This is a genomic window from Paenibacillus sp. Soil766, from assembly GCF_001428105.1.
Classification (GTDB): domain Bacteria; phylum Bacillota; class Bacilli; order Paenibacillales; family NBRC-103111; genus Paenibacillus_E.
The window spans coordinates 1-14,591 of record NZ_LMSJ01000029.1 but is presented as its reverse complement, the minus strand read 5'-3'; the positions used below and the strand labels follow the sequence as shown (position 1 = coordinate 14,591).

Below are 14,591 nucleotides of genomic sequence, written 5' to 3'. Positions count from 1 at the left end.
GAGAGTGGCAATCCATGTTGACATCCAAGGGGCAAATTACGGTGAATCGATCGAGCATGCAAGACAGCTATCCATCAAGAATCTATCAGGAGCCAAAGTTACTGGAGCGACAGGATCTGGTGGTATATAATCCTACAAATAATCAGAAAGAAATTAGCAAGGAGCAGCTTACATTTTACGATGAAAATGGTTATTTGTTCTTGGAATCCTTTTTCACCGAGGATCAGGTTCAATTCTGGAAGCAAGAGCTTGCAAGACTTTGGGAGCAAAGTAAAGAAGTGCAGAAACCTGAAGTGATCAGAGAACCAGGGAATGATGAAATCAGATCTATATTCGCTGTGCATCGGGATGACGAAGTGTTCAAACAAATGGCTTCGGATCCACGTATACAAGACATCGTTAATCAAATTCTGGGTAGCCAAACCTATATCCATCAATCCAGAATTAATTTTAAACAGGGATTTACAGGTAAAGAATTTTATTGGCATTCGGATTTTGAAACCTGGCATGTGGAAGATGGGATGCCGAGGATGCGAGCGCTTAGCTGTTCCATTGCGTTAGAAGATAATCATGCCAATAACGGTCCGCTTATGGTTATACCTGGCTCACATCGTACGTTTGTTTCCTGTGTTGGGGAAACGCCGGATGAGAATTATAAATCCTCGCTTCGTCGTCAAGAATATGGTGTGCCTGACCAAGAGAGTCTAAAGCAGCTTGCCAAACAAGGCGGTATTGTTGCACCTACAGGTAAAGCTGGCTCTATCCTCCTATTCGACTGTAATTTGATGCACGGTTCAAATAGTAATATTACCCCTGACCCTCGCTGCAATGTTTTCATTGTATACAATAGTGTGCTGAATAAACTCAATGCGCCTTACTCAGGTAAGGGACCTAGACCAGATTTTATCGCTGAACGCTTATCATAACATGATGTTTAAGGACCATCCAAACGGAGGGTCCTCATCGGTAACCAATGAGGTGAAGCGGTGTGTTATCCATATTAGGCAGCATTCTAGCGATTCAAATCGTCTACGTTTCTTGTTTCACACTCCGTATGATCCAAACGTTAAAAGGGGAGAAATATACAGCCGCAGCGATTAGTATGTTAGAAATACTTATCTATGTAATGGGACTTAATTTGGTTCTTAAATACGTTAATCAACCGGCTTGTCTAGTTGTCTATGCCGTCGGCTATGGTCTAGGTGTGTTAGTGGGTTCTTGGATTGAGGAGAAACTTGCTCTGGGATATGTTACGATTAAAGTCATTACAAATGAACTGCAAAGTGATATAGCCTATCACCTCCGTAGAGAGGGATTTGGTGTTACTTCTTGGCTTGGATGGGGACGAGATGGAGAACGATTGGTTTTGGAAGTATTGGCTCGAAGAAAAAATGAAAAGTTTTTGTATGCCTGTATTCGCAACGTAGATTCGAAAGCGTTCATCATTACGCTGGAACCAAAGAGCTTGCATGGTGGCTTTTGGTTGAAAATGATTCGGAAATAATAAGGCCTGGGTAAGCGCTGAGTCTTGCACGAGGCAAGAGCGGGGGAACCAAGGTGTATGGCAGCATGCACAGTTGGGGTGAATCTCAGATGTATTGAGTAGGGCTATTCTCAGGTCCGAATCCGACAGCTAACTTCGTAAGCGTAATTGTGTAGAGGTCACGAAGATTGACTGCAAGGTAGTTTAAAGGATGATTTTCGTTGCCTCTCAAAGGGGGAAAAGTTAATTGGAAAACAAGGAACAGTTCAATTCATCTGAGTATGTACTGGTCAATGCTCCTAACCGAGCGGGTAAAGATTTCATTCATTTATTACGTTCAAAAGGCATTCAATATTATGCTCTCACGAATAATAAGTATGGAAAGAAAAAGCTGGAAGCTATGGGTGTGGATTCAATTATCATGGTTGACACAGAAGATGCTGCGACTTGGGTGCTTCCTGATATCCAAATAAGTAAAGTTTATTTATTTGAAATTAGTTTTAATCTTTGTAGCAGGTATATTCAAATTTGTAAAGAGTGGGGCTCTAAGTCGATACACGTAGTAACAAAAAGGGATAAGTCAAGGAGTGCATATAGAAGCCTGGGTGCTAACCAATTTACGTACATAAACAGGAATAATGAGGTAACAACTCTTTTGCCTTAAAGTAGGCATGATTACTTTTCCTAAATTGCTTATGGAAAGTGGGATCATATGAGATTGTTTTTGAGATAATTTGCTGTTATTATGTATAGATCATAATTGTAACTTTACTTCAGAAAATTAAGAAACAATGTTTGCAAAAAGACTTCATATAAAATTTTAAGCAATATAATAAATCAATATTATCTTTAGTTGGTGGAGCCTGTCATTAGACGGGCTCTTTTTATCTAATTTAAGTGATACATTTCGAACGGTAGGAGTTGAATAAGAAATATTAACTTCACTCATATTTGTAATCATTGGGGCATGGCTTTTTGGAGATATAATGGCAAGATTTATCGTCGAGATTATAATTCGAATGAAAGTGCAGCTTATTTATAGACGCATTATCTTCATTATTGCTCTTCCAGTTTGTTTGGTGGTCTTGTCCACTTATCATCTTGGAGATTGGCAGGACAGGGTATTCTCGGTAATAAGTCTTTCTACAATATGGTACAGGAGTTTATTAAACTTAACATACAATGAGTAATGAAATTAAAGTATTAATATTGTTACTGCTAAGTCATACCGTCCACCAATTGACGGCGTATGCGGTCCTAACTCTGACGGACAAGCTGTCCAGTCGATGGTTTGAAAAAAGGGAGAATCATGAACATTCTCCCTGGATGACGCGTTTTACCATGTGATCATCGATGATGCGATGACCATTCTGAGCACCGTAGATTAAACTGTGTGTACAAACTGTGTTGACGAGTCTAGCAGAACCGCTAGAAAAACGATATATATCCTCAATTGCTCCATCCGAGAAGATCTCATTCTCAGCCCCAGCATACGTCAAATGACGCTTTATATAATCCCCAACCTGTGCCCGATCGTAATGCGGAAGCTTACATTGCAAGTCGATCCGTTGCCTTATCGCTGCGTAAGCTTGAAGCCCGATCCGATCCCAAAGCTCACTTTGCCCGACTAAGATAAGCGCCATCGGACTTTGTGCATCCATTTTGAAATTCAGCAAGAAGCGGACTTCCTCGAGCATTTCTCGATCCAGCAAATGAGCTTCATCGACGACCACGACAGGCTGTACCTGATGGATGCCTCGCATGAGCTCAATTTCCCGATGTAGCTGCCTTTTAGCGTCACCGCGATAAAACTTGGACTCACAACCGAGTTGTTCGAGTAAGCCTTTATAGAAATGCCGAGGCATTAGCTTCGAATCTGACAGATAGAGCACCTTGTACTTGGCTTGATCCAAAACTTCTGTAAAGCGGCGAATGGTCGTTGTTTTGCCCGTTCCGCAGTCACCCGTCACAACGGCAAACCATTGTCTTTGAGCTGCATATTCCAGTCTGCCTAACGTTTCTTCAAGTACGACCGATTGATACAGTTCGCTCGTTGGTATGTCCCTTGAAAACGGGGAATGACGGAGCCCATAGAATGTCTCAAACATGTCCAGGCTCCTTCCGAACAGCACGGTAGGACACAGCAGGCGCTTGCTGTTCTTTACGGTGTTCATTACGCGTTTCGGCGGCATCCAGTAGTCTCGACGATGAAGCAGGCGACGGTCCTAGATGTTCCGGTAATGCAGGACGTTTACCCGCTCTTTCACCGATGACAAGCTCACGCACGTTCCATGGCGGGTGTGCCTCGTACTCAATGGTCAACTCCGTTATATCTGCCGGATCGAAGATAACTTCGACCGTGCAACCGATAAAAGGAAGGCCAACTTCGTACTTTCTATCCATGAAGCTGATGCAACCAGATTTGTCTACTTTTCGCGATTCACAATGCAAGAACGCACTCGTCAGTACATCTGGATCAACGAAACGCAGTGCCTTTTTGTCGCTGCGAAACGTCGTTTCAGGACTTTGCTTGTTCGGAAGAGCCGAATGGGACTTGTGCTGGTAGCATTCGCTGAGCCATACCTGAAACAGCTCATTAAGCCGCTCGAGCGTCTTCGGTTTCTCTAGTGTGACTTCACTTAAAAAGCTGTCTACAACGCGATTAAAACGTTCTACTTTGCCCGTTGCTTCAGGTGAGTAAGGCTTCGCGAATACAAGCCGAATACCCAGTTTGGAGCAAGCGCGCGTCATCCACTTCGTTCGGTATTGCTTTCCATTGTCGAAGTACACCGCCTCGGGTACGCCATATTTCTGAATTGCCCTGCGGAAACAGTCTTCGATGATGGACTTGTCCATCACGGGGTAGAACTCACCGTGCAGTACAAAACGCGTAGCGTCGTCCACAAAAGTAACCAGAAACACTTGCTTCATCGCTCCTCCTGGACCAACGGGCAAGTACGGACCGTACTTGATATCTGAATGCCACAACCGATTGCGATGACGCTGTTGAAAACGCCTTGCAGCAACACCTGACTCTTCGTACATACGCATATGGCGGCTGCTGTAACCGCGCTGCGTGAGTTTTTCTTGCAGCGTACTTCGCTTAATCTCACCTGGTGCAATGCGACCTTCCCATTCCAAAATTTGAATAATTGAGCCACACTGCGGCCGGGCACTTCACGACGTAGTAGAATAGCTTGCTCCATAAGCGGCCCTGCAATAACGGCTTCAGATGGCTGCCTTCCCTTACTCATTGGCTTTAACCCGCTGAAGCCCTCTTGCCGATAGCGTTCTAAATAGCGGCGTAACGTCCGCTCAGAAAGACCTGTTTGCTCGCAAATCTGCGCTTTTAACTCTTTTGCCTTGGCGGGATCAAGACCTTCTGCGAGCAGAGGTGATAACAACTGCACTCGCTGTGCGGCGATCTCTTCCGCTTTCTGCTTATCTTTCATTCATGCTCATCTGCTTTTGCTAGACTACGAACTGAGTCTACCAAAAGCATCTGCGGACAAGAATGCAGAACGGGTATGTAGCCATAAATTCATATTGGCAATGGGACGGACAACTCTCGCCAGCCATCTGGGCGCATCGCCAACGATTTGTCCAATTGTGTGGTGTGCAGACAATGAAGGTGTGGACGAAACCTCCATGGGTTGTTGATGAAAACCGAACTGCGATCGAGAAAAGAGCGCCACACCAATAGGCTGTTAGTTCGTTGTACCAACTTCGCCAGCGATACAAGGTGGAGTCGTCTGCTGCAACAACAGTTCCCGCCTCCTCCTCAGAAACCACTTCCTCTAGACAAGTAGATTCGTAACGCTTGTAAGGAACCAAACAGTCTGGTAGTTCGTGATGGATCTTACGGCAACCGTTACAGCGTAATCTTCGAAGGGATAACACCTTGGCTTCTCCTGTGGCATTCCTACTAATTCGTTTCCGACTACCAATGACCTTGAGTTCTTCCCCACAACAGGGGCAGGGGACCATTTCTACACACCTGACAAAAAACGCCGGTGATCTTCTCAACCAGCTCATAATTTGATACAATGACCATGTTGATTTTTTTGTGTGAGGATGTCTCCAGTGAACCTGCTCGAACAGGTACACGTTTATGGGGGCATCCTTTTCCTTTACTATGATACGGTCATTATATTCGTCAATCCTCGGACAGGCAATTCCGTCAGCTTTTGGGCATTATGATTCAGCGGCAACACTCGGCGACTCACAGTATGCGTCGTAAGATAAAAGGTAAGGAGTCCTTTTAAATTCTTTTGTTATTTCTTTATATTGTAAGATTAATTGAGTTAAATCCTCATTAATTTCAAGGATATCAACAATACCAACTTCATTTTTCTTTTTGGCTGGAACTTTTTTTCTAGGTATTTTCAGAAAAAATTTAGAGGAGTCTGCAATAATACAATCATAATCGATAGAGCAGAATTCAGAGACCCGCATAGGGATTACTAAGGTAATGCGCCACCATAAGACAATCGGGAAAAAAAATTAGCTTTTCAGATGATGACCAATTTTTTTGAAAATCATGGATTATGGAATCAAATATCAAAGTATCTTTTGAAATTGGGGAGACTTCGAATTCCATGCTGAAAAGTACTAAACTGATCGGCTATATCTAGAAGTTCATCGTTAAATGTAAAATTAGAAAAGTAAAGAAACTGCTGTATTGCTGGGCAAAGTTTAGTTAATGTAGGTTTAGGTTTAGACATGAGCCATCTTTCGAAATGAACAAGCACTTCATCCACAGGACATCTAAAGCCTTGACACGATAAAATCCCCTCGATCAAATGTTTGATTCTAAATTGCGTGTATTTATGGTCATGTCCTTCAATTAGGCCAAGCACAGTAAAACACTTAAGTGACAATTTCATTTCGGAGTAAACATCAATATCAAAAGTAATTGCTGTTTGAACATCATTAGCACTTAATATCCATTCATCTTCTTCGAAATCACGGTTTACAATAATTTGAGTTGATTTAAAATCCAAGAATGCCTCTTTGTAGTAACTTATATCTTGGGAATCAAAGATTACGGTATCTGAAGCTTGGGCGAATTGTAAGAATCCGATATCTGAGATATATTCGGATCGCTTAAAACCATGATCATTTGCCAAAGAATATCACTCCTTACGATTTTCTACTTAAGTTTGGTGATATTGAAGAGCTGCAGCGACATTTGATAAAAGATCATCGTAATCAACGAATGTTCTTATATACTCGATCCCGTAAGCCTTAGTAGCTTCTTGTAATAATAGCAATAATTTGTATATCCAAGATTTTTCCCTAGAAGCAATGAAAGAATTATTTGTCGAATTCAGAATAGAGATCCTTTTTGTAATTCGATACCAATGCTGATTAACAAAAAAATTTTAGGGATTATATTAGGACAACCAATACAAGATGTTGCCGTAGGGTGAATACAATTCGGGTAAACAAAACATTGGGTATGTTCTGTATGTCCAGGCATCTTGTCCATATAAATCTTATGTATTACTCTTTCAGGATTGCGATTAAGAATCACCCATTTAACTTTATCACATAACCGATTTGCCAGAAGTAAATGAACAAAACGGTGAGAAACATTGTATTTGTCCATGATTTGGTTGGCAGTATAATATTTAAGTGGTATCTCATCTAAAAAAAATTTAAATTTATGTACATCGCTTTTAAGCAGATAGTAAGTATTTTTGAATTTATACTTAATTCCAGTAAGTTGGTATTCCGAATCAATGTGCGCACTGAACCGGTGCTGCATCCTAAATAATCTGCAACTTCGCCAATTGAGTAGTAATCACTAGAATTCTCTATTTTATAATACTTTTGCTTATATTCTTCAAACGATTCCCTCGGGACATAGTGATAGCCCCCTAAAGTTTGAAACCATCCTTCTATATGGTTCTTTTGAATAGCATCTAAAACAGTGCTTCTATCTATTTTTAGTTCGTCCATGATCTCTTTAGTGCTCATGCAGTTTGTAATATCAATTCGCAGATCCTTGAGAGGGAAAATGTCTTCCTTGTGGACATAATTAGTACCTGCAACTTTTTTAACTCTAATTGTATTCAATCGGTTGCTTACCCAAGTCCGCATGACGGAACGTTCCAATCCAAACAAGTTAGCTGCCTGTTCAGATGTGAAATACGTATTAATGAATTCCTCATATTTTTCCAAAACTATCTCAGGAATCATCCTTCTACCATTAATCCTTTCAAGTTTTATACCAGAAATTTCTTCAAGAGGATTTTTTTTTAACTTTTGCAAATGCGTCGCGAAGGCTTTTCCCCGTAAGAGCTTTGCCATCACGGTTTATAAAAAGAGGTGAGTCCACTTCTGGATATTTACCAAGTTTTCTCTGCATTTCCGTAAGGTGATTTTTGTAAAGTAAGGGAAGTAGGTCTTTTATAGGGTAAACAAACTGTCTTCTATCACGTTTAACTCTTGATGTGTCGGAGATATCTTTAATATCTGTTCTTAAATTTCTTGTCTTAAGGAGAAGCATAAGTCCACCTTTTCCATATTCATCTCCATATGGTGTAATATCACTAATTTTTATGTTGACGATTTCCCCAGCCCTTAACCCTCCAAAAATAGATAAGTAAATAGCAAGTGCAATTGTCGGTGAGATTGAAACTGCAGTTCTAAGAAACATTAAAAGGAGTCTGGGGGTAACGTGTGTTCAATTGCAACTTTCCCTCTTTCAGGATCATAAGCAAACTCCTTTGAATACATAGGATTAAAAGGGGTTACATCTGGATTTGTATCTTCGGAGTTTTGTAAGATTCCTTTTTGTATTAAAAAAGAATAGAAGTGCTTTAAAGTTCGTTCAACATTCTTAACACTTAAATTTGAACTTCCTTTGGATAACAGAAAATTCAAGAAGTCTGTTCCATGAATAATGGTAAGATTAGATAATGAGGATAGTTTGAATTTTTTTCTATTATCAATCAAAAGATAATTTAAAAATTGAGCTAAATGAGTTCCTTGTAATCGTTGAGTATTATATTCCTTGTATTTCCATCTCCATTGAATAAAAGCAGTAAGTGGGTGGACAATGGATGTATTGCTTTTTCTGTTTTTAAGCATCAGGACTGCATGCTTTCTTATCTGTTGTGTTCCTTTCACTTTATATTTTACGAAACTAACGTCTACGCAAAATGAAAAATCTATTTGAACATAATTAACATCGACCAATATAGTAAGGTTACTCAAGAGGGCTAACACCTCCAAAATGTTCCATAATTCGACTATAATATCTAGGAATTATGTGCGCAATAAAAAAATAAAAAACAATTATGTACATAATTGTTTTTTATTGATTAATTGATTAAATGTATTTTTGTTTAACGAAATAAATTCTAGGGGATAGGATTAATAATGTACATAAGAATAATGTACATTTTTAGTTTGTCTAGGCCACAGATATTTGGGCCAAAAAGAATGAGACTGGCATCTTCACACTCCTACCGTCCGCTATCGAGGAACGCCTGTGGGAGCAGCCTGTCAGTAAAATGTTCGGTGTGGGTTCACGGATGACCGCTCATTTTGCCAAGTTGGGCATGTATACGATTGGTGAGGTGGCACGAACGCCGCTGCCTCAGTTGAAGCAGAAATTTCGCGCGCGTTTCGGCAAACAGTCTGACATTCATGCGGAGGTCATGTGGCGAACGGCAAACGGTTTGGATGACAGTCCAGTCACGCCGGGCACGTTCGATACGCCTCCGAAGTCGATCGGCCATATGATGACGCTGCCGAGGGATTATGCAGAATCCTCGGAAGTGAATACAATTCTCATGGAGCTGACGGAGGAGGTGTGCCGGGATTGTCGGCGCAAAGGCTATATGGCCTCTATCGTGACGGTCAGCTGCATGTGCAGTCCCTTTGATGCGCCGACAGGCTTCTCGCGCCAGATGAAGATGCCGGACCCGACGAATCATACCGGTACTGTTTTTCAAGTTGTGAAGCAGCTTTTCTATAAATTCTGGGACACGATGCCGGTTCGCCGTGCTGGTGTGATGCTGAGTCAGTTCGTGGACGATGAAACGTATCAGCTCACCCTATTTGAAGATCAAGTGAAGGCACGTGAATTGGAGAAGGTAACGGATAGCATTAAGGATCGGTTCGGCAATGCGGCGATTGTTCGCGCGTCCTCCTTGACGACAGCTGGTCAAGCGAAGGTTCGCTCGCTCAAAATCGGAGGTCATTATAAATGAGCAAAAAATTGCAGAATAACGGTTTATGGGAGTCAAGCCGCATGATGCTTCCACAGCACCGGGAAGCAGCTCAAAGCCAACGGCATGACAAACCGGTTCCTACGAAGCGCCCGTCAGCGGATGACATTAGCATTATACGAGAATCTGTTTTGCTGCCGCTAATGCATACGATTATTGTGCGAAGGGCGCGTGAAGTGGAGCGTTCCTCCGAGATGTTAAGGACACTCTATTCGAAGGTGGCCCAAGTGCTGGCTAAGAATATGCAGGCCGACTTAGCCAAAGTAAAGCGCCATATGCTCGAGAATGATATGCACGTCGCGGAAGAGGAGAAAGACGATCAGATGATCCGTTATCGGTATCGGTGCCGTGAGCATGAAGATCGATTTACGATGACGAGGGACTATATGCGTGCTGAAATTGGTGTGAGAATCGGCCGATATGCCGACAGTCTGGTCACAACCATGTATGGGACGGATCCGCGTGTGAGTGTGTTAGAGAGGGATACGAAGAAGAAATCGTGAATCTGCGTGAATATAGGGGTTAGCGCTCATTTGTACAGCCTGAAGGAGAAAGGTTCTTCGGGCTGTACGAATTGACGTAAGCCTATCTTTTTTCCATAATGGAGTAAGGGGAATGGGATAATCGTGTGAAGGAGAAGGATGATTAGCTATGTGCGGACGCTACACGATCACCGTAACGTTAGAAGAATTGATGCTGCGCTACGATATGTACGATACTTTTATGCCGAGATATAGCCCTAAATACAATGTTGCTCCAGGACAGCAGGTGATGGCGATCATCCATGATGGGCAGCGAAATAAGCTAGGCGAACTGCGATGGGGACTGATTCCAGAATGGGCCAAAGATGAGAAGGTTGGCTATCAAATGCTCAATGCACGCTCCGAAACCTTGACGGACAAGCCTGCTTTCCGCAAGCCATTCGAACGTAAACGCTGCTTGATTCCAGCAGATTCTTTCTATGACTGGAAGGGAAGCGGCAAGCATAAGCAGCCGATGCGTATTATGCTGCGCAGCAAGGAGCTGTTCAGTATGGCTGGGCTTTACGATACATGGACATCTCCCGAAGGTGTGCGTATCTCAACTTGTACGGTCATTACCACGGAATCGAACGAGATGATGAAGGATATTCATGAACGTATGCCGGTCATTTTGCCACGGGAGAAAGAAGCTATTTGGTTAGATCGCAGTATGAAAAATGTGGAGCAACTTCGCCCACTTCTGCAGCCATATCCCTCTGAGCTTATGATGGCGTACCCGGTGTCTAGCCGAGTGGGAAATGTGCGGAATGATGATGAGCTATGTATAGAGCCGATAAGTCTATTGCTATAAAGGTAGAAGGTAGTAGAGAATAGGAGCGTCAAGAAACATGAGAAATGGTATGTTGCTTAGGGTCACGATTACACTTGCTATTGTAGCGGCGATCAACGGCTATATAGGCTGGCACTTGAAGGTTTTTTTGTCACATCTGTTTGGTGCTTCATTTCATCCTTGGTTGTATTGGCCTGTGTTCTGGATCGTTGCGTTCTCCTATGTTATTGGGCGGTTTGGAACGAAAGTGCTGCCTTCAACGCTAACACGACTGCTGAACATTATGGGTTCCTACTGGCTGGCTCTCATCCAATTCGGTATCCTTCTATTGCCCATCACGGATGTGGCGATTGGTGTGCTTTATATGGCGTCTGTCTCGTCAGCTAGCTATGTGCCTATACTGGGGTGGGTCGTTATAGCCATTGTACTTATTCTTCTTCTAGTAGGCTCTTACCTGGCGCGAACCCCGGTTACCCGTAAGTATGAGATTACGATTCCCAAGCATGCAGGGGACTGGGAAAGGCTTCGGGTTGCTGTTGCTTCGGACATTCATTTGGGCGCCGTCGTCGGCAATCGTCATTTGCGCAAACTTGTCAAGCATGTGAATGGGATGAAACCTGATCTAATTCTGTTGCCTGGTGATATCATAGACGATGATATTAAACCTTTTGTTCGTTATCAAATGGGGCAGACCATGCGAGAGTTGCAGGCTCCATTAGGCGTGTATGCTGTGCTTGGCAACCATGAATACTATGGCGGACATATTCCAGCCTTTGTGGAACAAATGGAACAAATCGGCGTTCGCGTGCTGATGGATGAAGTGGTTCATGTCCAAGAATGCTTGTTTATTGTCGGGCGTAAAGATAAATCAGCGGAGCATACCGCCCAGGGACGTAAATCGCTAGTCTCTTTGATGGAGGGGCTAGACCTTGCTCAGCCGATTATCGTGATGGACCATCAACCGTATCAGTTAGACGTAGCGGCGGCCGCAGGCGTTGATGTGAATTTGTCAGGTCATACGCACCGTGGTCAGATAGCGCCGAACCATCTGTTCACTAGACGGATCTTTGAGTTAGATTGGGGTTACTTACGTAAAGGGAATTTACATGCGCTGGTGTCCTCGGGCTTCGGTACATGGGGGCCACCGATACGATTGGGAAGCCAATCGGAAATTATTGAGTTGACGATTCATTTTACAAGTAATGATAGAAAAGAGGAGTAATGCCTATGCAAGAGTTAGAGAAGAAACCAATTACACCTGTGGAGCTGGCGGCAGCGATGATGCAGTTTACGATGAAAAGCATAGAAAATAGCTGGGACACGTTGAAGCCTGCCATCATTGCCTATCTACCACAACCTGTCTTAACGATGGCCAAAGAAGATGAACTGCTAAGACACATTTACATAGCAGCTTTGGCGCTTGAAATTTACTGTATCCCGCACGCTTTTGAGGAAGAAACAGCACGCCTAGTCAGCCTAGGTATGGGCGAGGTGATGGCTTCAGACAAATTGGCTGAGCATCGTTTATCAGAATCGATCGCGCAAGAGTATCTCCCTAGATTAGAGGCAGTAGCAGAAATGGCACCTGAAGATTTAGCGTTTGAATTGGTCCAAGAAGCCGCGAAAATCCTTTACGAACGCATAGAGCTTCCGTTAAAACCGACGGATCCAAGTACGAGTCTGTTGTGGACAAAGTTATTTCCTTTTTTGGCCGGCATTGTTGGGAAATGGCCTATTTTGGCTACCAAATTTGAAGTGAAGACCGAGTAAGCGTGGGTGTGATTAGCCCGAAGATGGAGGTAAATGACGCGAATGGCAAACAAACGGGTTCATGTATATGTTTTATCTGGATTTCTGGGGAGCGGTAAAACGACATTACTCACTAAGGCAATCGATTATTTCACCGAAGCGGGCCGTAAGCCGGCTGTCATCATGAATGAAATAGGCGAAGTGAATTTGGATGGACAGTTAATCGCCAATGAAGTCCCTATGTCGGAACTGCTTGGTGGATGCATTTGCTGTTCGAGTCGTGGTGATCTTGCCACAGCGTTGAACGAATTAGTGATAGGAGAGCAGCCAGATTTAATTTTCGTTGAATCGACGGGGATAGCGAATCCTATGGAAATTATTGATGAGATAACGGACGCTTCGCTTATACTTCCTATAGAGCTTTCAGCTATCATTACGGTTGTGGATGCCCCACAGCTGCTTGAATTAAATCGAACAAGTCGCGGAAAAACCTACCGGCTTATGCGGGATCAAATTCGTTGTGCGAACTTGCTCTTGCTTAACAAGACGGATCTGTTGCAGGAATCGGCGCTTCAAGAAGTTCAAGATCTCGTAAGGGAATGGAATCCCTATGCGGATTTACATTATACCGTGTTCAGTCAGATCGATATCAGGGTAATTGAAGACATTCACACAGAGATTTCGGACAGGTCACCCATGCAGGTAGAATCGAACGATGAGACGGCTTCACATAGCCACGAGCATCATCATGAGCATGAACATCATCATTCACATAACCATGTAATGGCGTATACCCATTTTTTTGAACGGGCTGTAAATAGTAACGAATTTGAACAATTCGTAAGTCAACTTCCTCAGGAAGTATATCGTGCCAAAGGGATTCTAAGCTTCTCGGATACATCGAGTCGGTTCTTATTCCAATACGCCTATAGAGAAATGGATTTTGTGAAAATAACGCCAAAAGGCGATGTGCCTGATGTTGCAGTCTTCATTGGGGAGAACTTTGCCAAGGATGTCATTCGCGCAAGCTTGCTGAAATTAGAAGAAGAGTCCGATACCTAGAAGATCAACTAGCTGAAAATGGCAAGTCCTGGGTAGTATCTGGGAAATATACAAATTCCGTCATCGTTCTACACTTGACGCAAGTGGCCTATTTGCTGCACTATAATAGGAGAAGATTTCAACACAGAGGGGTAATGCAAGTGAGTACGCATACGGATACGATCGATGAGATGCTAAGAGCGATGTCGCAGAAGGGCTGGCGTATTACAGAGCAACGCAGGAGCTTAGCGACCTTATTCGCAGAATCGGGCAGTTATTTATCGCCGAAGGATGTTTATGAACATATGAAAATGAAATATCCAGGCGTAAGCTTCGATACAGTGTATCGTAATCTCCGATTGTTGAGCGAGATGGGTGTTCTGGAGCAATTTCATTTGGCGGATGGCTTGAAGTTCAAAGCGAGTTGTTTGTCCCATCATCATCATCACATGATTTGCGTCAACTGCGAGAAGACTGTGACGTTTGAGTTCTGTCCGATGAAGCTAGTACAGGATTTGCCGGAAAGCTTTGAGATTCAAAGCCATCGGTTTGAAATATTTGGCTATTGTGCCGATTGTAAATCAACCATGCCTACCGCTCAGGTGGGCGAATAAATATTTATATGTGTATAACAAAAAAGCAGTCTGCTGGGGTGAGCCCGGTTGAAGTGACCCCTTAAAGTTAGACATATATATTAAGCAACCTGTTGGGCATGGGCTCGGTATTGTACTGGGCTCATGCCTTTTAATTTTGACTTTATCATC

General features: G+C 43.0%; 17 protein-coding genes, 1 pseudogene and 1 riboswitch. Of the genes and pseudogenes, 10 read left to right on the top strand and 8 right to left on the bottom strand.

Annotated features, from left to right (window positions below; translation table 11 throughout):
- The first annotated feature begins 14 nt into the window (after positions 1-14).
- The 3 genes from thpD (at position 15) to ASG89_RS21945 (ending at position 2,147) form a co-directional block, all read left to right on the top strand.
- A complete protein-coding gene (gene thpD / locus ASG89_RS21955; RefSeq protein ID WP_321166527.1) occupies positions 15-926 on the top strand; it encodes an ectoine hydroxylase in 912 nt (303 codons plus the stop codon).
- Positions 927-988: 62 nt separating this feature from the next.
- Positions 989-1,504 (top strand): DUF2179 domain-containing protein, encoded by a 516-nt coding sequence (locus ASG89_RS21950; RefSeq protein ID WP_057313215.1) that lies wholly within the window; start codon positions 989-991, stop codon positions 1,502-1,504.
- Between the two features lie 5 nt (positions 1,505-1,509).
- Positions 1,510-1,663: riboswitch (cyclic di-AMP (ydaO/yuaA leader) on the top strand.
- A 67-nt stretch (positions 1,664-1,730) separates the two neighbouring features.
- Complete coding sequence (locus ASG89_RS21945; RefSeq protein WP_057313214.1) at positions 1,731-2,147, top strand: hypothetical protein; 417 nt, start codon at positions 1,731-1,733, stop codon at positions 2,145-2,147.
- A 643-nt stretch (positions 2,148-2,790) separates the two neighbouring features.
- Here ASG89_RS21945 and ASG89_RS21940 read toward each other — a convergent pair.
- The 8 genes from ASG89_RS21940 to ASG89_RS21910 form a co-directional block, all read right to left on the bottom strand.
- Positions 2,791-3,591, bottom strand: a complete 801-nt coding sequence (locus ASG89_RS21940; RefSeq protein WP_057313213.1) for an ExeA family protein — start codon at positions 3,589-3,591, stop codon at positions 2,791-2,793.
- Positions 3,584-4,528 (bottom strand): DDE-type integrase/transposase/recombinase, encoded by a 945-nt coding sequence (locus ASG89_RS21935; RefSeq protein WP_235549883.1) that lies wholly within the window; start codon positions 4,526-4,528, stop codon positions 3,584-3,586. The genes ASG89_RS21940 and ASG89_RS21935 overlap by 8 nt, the downstream gene beginning before the upstream one ends.
- A complete protein-coding gene (locus ASG89_RS37830) occupies positions 4,411-4,935 on the bottom strand; it encodes a helix-turn-helix domain-containing protein (protein WP_235549876.1) in 525 nt (174 codons plus the stop codon). The genes ASG89_RS21935 and ASG89_RS37830 overlap by 118 nt, the downstream gene beginning before the upstream one ends.
- A 37-nt stretch (positions 4,936-4,972) precedes the next feature.
- Positions 4,973-5,470: a DUF6431 domain-containing protein gene (locus tag ASG89_RS37825; RefSeq protein WP_235549875.1), complete on the bottom strand. Its 498-nt coding sequence runs from the start codon at positions 5,468-5,470 to the stop codon at positions 4,973-4,975.
- A 566-nt stretch (positions 5,471-6,036) separates the two neighbouring features.
- Positions 6,037-6,612, bottom strand: a complete 576-nt coding sequence (locus ASG89_RS21925) for a hypothetical protein (protein ID WP_057313211.1) — start codon at positions 6,610-6,612, stop codon at positions 6,037-6,039.
- A gap of 520 nt (positions 6,613-7,132) precedes the next feature.
- On the bottom strand, positions 7,133-7,759 hold the full coding sequence (locus tag ASG89_RS21920; RefSeq protein ID WP_057313210.1) for a helix-turn-helix domain-containing protein: 627 nt from the start codon (positions 7,757-7,759) through the stop codon (positions 7,133-7,135).
- Positions 7,731-8,147 (bottom strand): hypothetical protein, encoded by a 417-nt coding sequence (locus tag ASG89_RS21915; protein WP_057313209.1) that lies wholly within the window; start codon positions 8,145-8,147, stop codon positions 7,731-7,733. Before ASG89_RS21915 ends, ASG89_RS21920 begins: the two co-directional genes overlap by 29 nt.
- On the bottom strand, positions 8,147-8,707 hold the full coding sequence (locus ASG89_RS21910) for a hypothetical protein (protein ID WP_057313208.1): 561 nt from the start codon (positions 8,705-8,707) through the stop codon (positions 8,147-8,149). Before ASG89_RS21910 ends, ASG89_RS21915 begins: the two co-directional genes overlap by 1 nt.
- 203 nt (positions 8,708-8,910) lie before the next feature.
- On the opposite strand from ASG89_RS21910, the pseudogene polYB reads away from it, so the two are divergent.
- The 7 genes and pseudogenes from polYB to ASG89_RS21875 form a co-directional block, all read left to right on the top strand.
- Positions 8,911-9,708: pseudogene (polYB, locus tag ASG89_RS21905) on the top strand (DNA polymerase IV); the annotation flags it as partial.
- Positions 9,705-10,229, top strand: a complete 525-nt coding sequence (locus ASG89_RS21900; RefSeq protein WP_063868079.1) for a hypothetical protein — start codon at positions 9,705-9,707, stop codon at positions 10,227-10,229. The pseudogene polYB and the gene ASG89_RS21900, both read left to right, overlap by 4 nt.
- Before the next feature lie 148 nt (positions 10,230-10,377).
- The gene (locus tag ASG89_RS21895; RefSeq protein ID WP_057313207.1) at positions 10,378-11,058 is read left to right on the top strand and encodes an SOS response-associated peptidase; all 681 of its coding nucleotides are present in this window, start codon (positions 10,378-10,380) and stop codon (positions 11,056-11,058) included.
- A 37-nt stretch (positions 11,059-11,095) separates the two neighbouring features.
- Positions 11,096-12,259 (top strand): metallophosphoesterase, encoded by a 1,164-nt coding sequence (locus ASG89_RS21890; protein WP_057313206.1) that lies wholly within the window; start codon positions 11,096-11,098, stop codon positions 12,257-12,259.
- 5 nt (positions 12,260-12,264) lie between these two features.
- Positions 12,265-12,807: a hypothetical protein gene (locus ASG89_RS21885; RefSeq protein ID WP_057313205.1), complete on the top strand. Its 543-nt coding sequence runs from the start codon at positions 12,265-12,267 to the stop codon at positions 12,805-12,807.
- A gap of 42 nt (positions 12,808-12,849) precedes the next feature.
- Complete coding sequence (locus ASG89_RS21880) at positions 12,850-13,848, top strand: CobW family GTP-binding protein (RefSeq protein WP_057313204.1); 999 nt, start codon at positions 12,850-12,852, stop codon at positions 13,846-13,848.
- Between the two features lie 134 nt (positions 13,849-13,982).
- Positions 13,983-14,441, top strand: a complete 459-nt coding sequence (locus tag ASG89_RS21875; RefSeq protein WP_057313203.1) for a Fur family transcriptional regulator — start codon at positions 13,983-13,985, stop codon at positions 14,439-14,441.
- Positions 14,442-14,591: the final 150 nt, after the last annotated feature.

Excerpts from the sequence above, each read along its gene's own strand:
- thpD (WP_321166527.1), top strand. The coding sequence starts at position 15 with ATGTTGACATCCAAGGGGCAAATTACGGTGAATCGATCGAGCATGCAA.
- ASG89_RS21940 (WP_057313213.1), bottom strand. The coding sequence starts at position 3,591 with ATGTTTGAGACATTCTATGGGCTCCGTCATTCCCCGTTTTCAAGGGAC.
- ASG89_RS21935 (WP_235549883.1), bottom strand. The coding sequence starts at position 4,528 with ATGTACGAAGAGTCAGGTGTTGCTGCAAGGCGTTTTCAACAGCGTCAT.
- ASG89_RS37830 (WP_235549876.1), bottom strand. The coding sequence starts at position 4,935 with ATGAAAGATAAGCAGAAAGCGGAAGAGATCGCCGCACAGCGAGTGCAG.
- ASG89_RS37825 (WP_235549875.1), bottom strand. The coding sequence starts at position 5,470 with ATGGTCCCCTGCCCCTGTTGTGGGGAAGAACTCAAGGTCATTGGTAGT.
- ASG89_RS21915 (WP_057313209.1), bottom strand. The coding sequence starts at position 8,147 with ATGTTTCTTAGAACTGCAGTTTCAATCTCACCGACAATTGCACTTGCT.
- ASG89_RS21900 (WP_063868079.1), top strand. The coding sequence starts at position 9,705 with ATGAGCAAAAAATTGCAGAATAACGGTTTATGGGAGTCAAGCCGCATG.
- ASG89_RS21895 (WP_057313207.1), top strand. The coding sequence starts at position 10,378 with ATGTGCGGACGCTACACGATCACCGTAACGTTAGAAGAATTGATGCTG.
- ASG89_RS21890 (WP_057313206.1), top strand. The coding sequence starts at position 11,096 with ATGAGAAATGGTATGTTGCTTAGGGTCACGATTACACTTGCTATTGTA.
- ASG89_RS21885 (WP_057313205.1), top strand. The coding sequence starts at position 12,265 with ATGCAAGAGTTAGAGAAGAAACCAATTACACCTGTGGAGCTGGCGGCA.
- ASG89_RS21880 (WP_057313204.1), top strand. The coding sequence starts at position 12,850 with ATGGCAAACAAACGGGTTCATGTATATGTTTTATCTGGATTTCTGGGG.
- ASG89_RS21875 (WP_057313203.1), top strand. The coding sequence starts at position 13,983 with ATGCAAGTGAGTACGCATACGGATACGATCGATGAGATGCTAAGAGCG.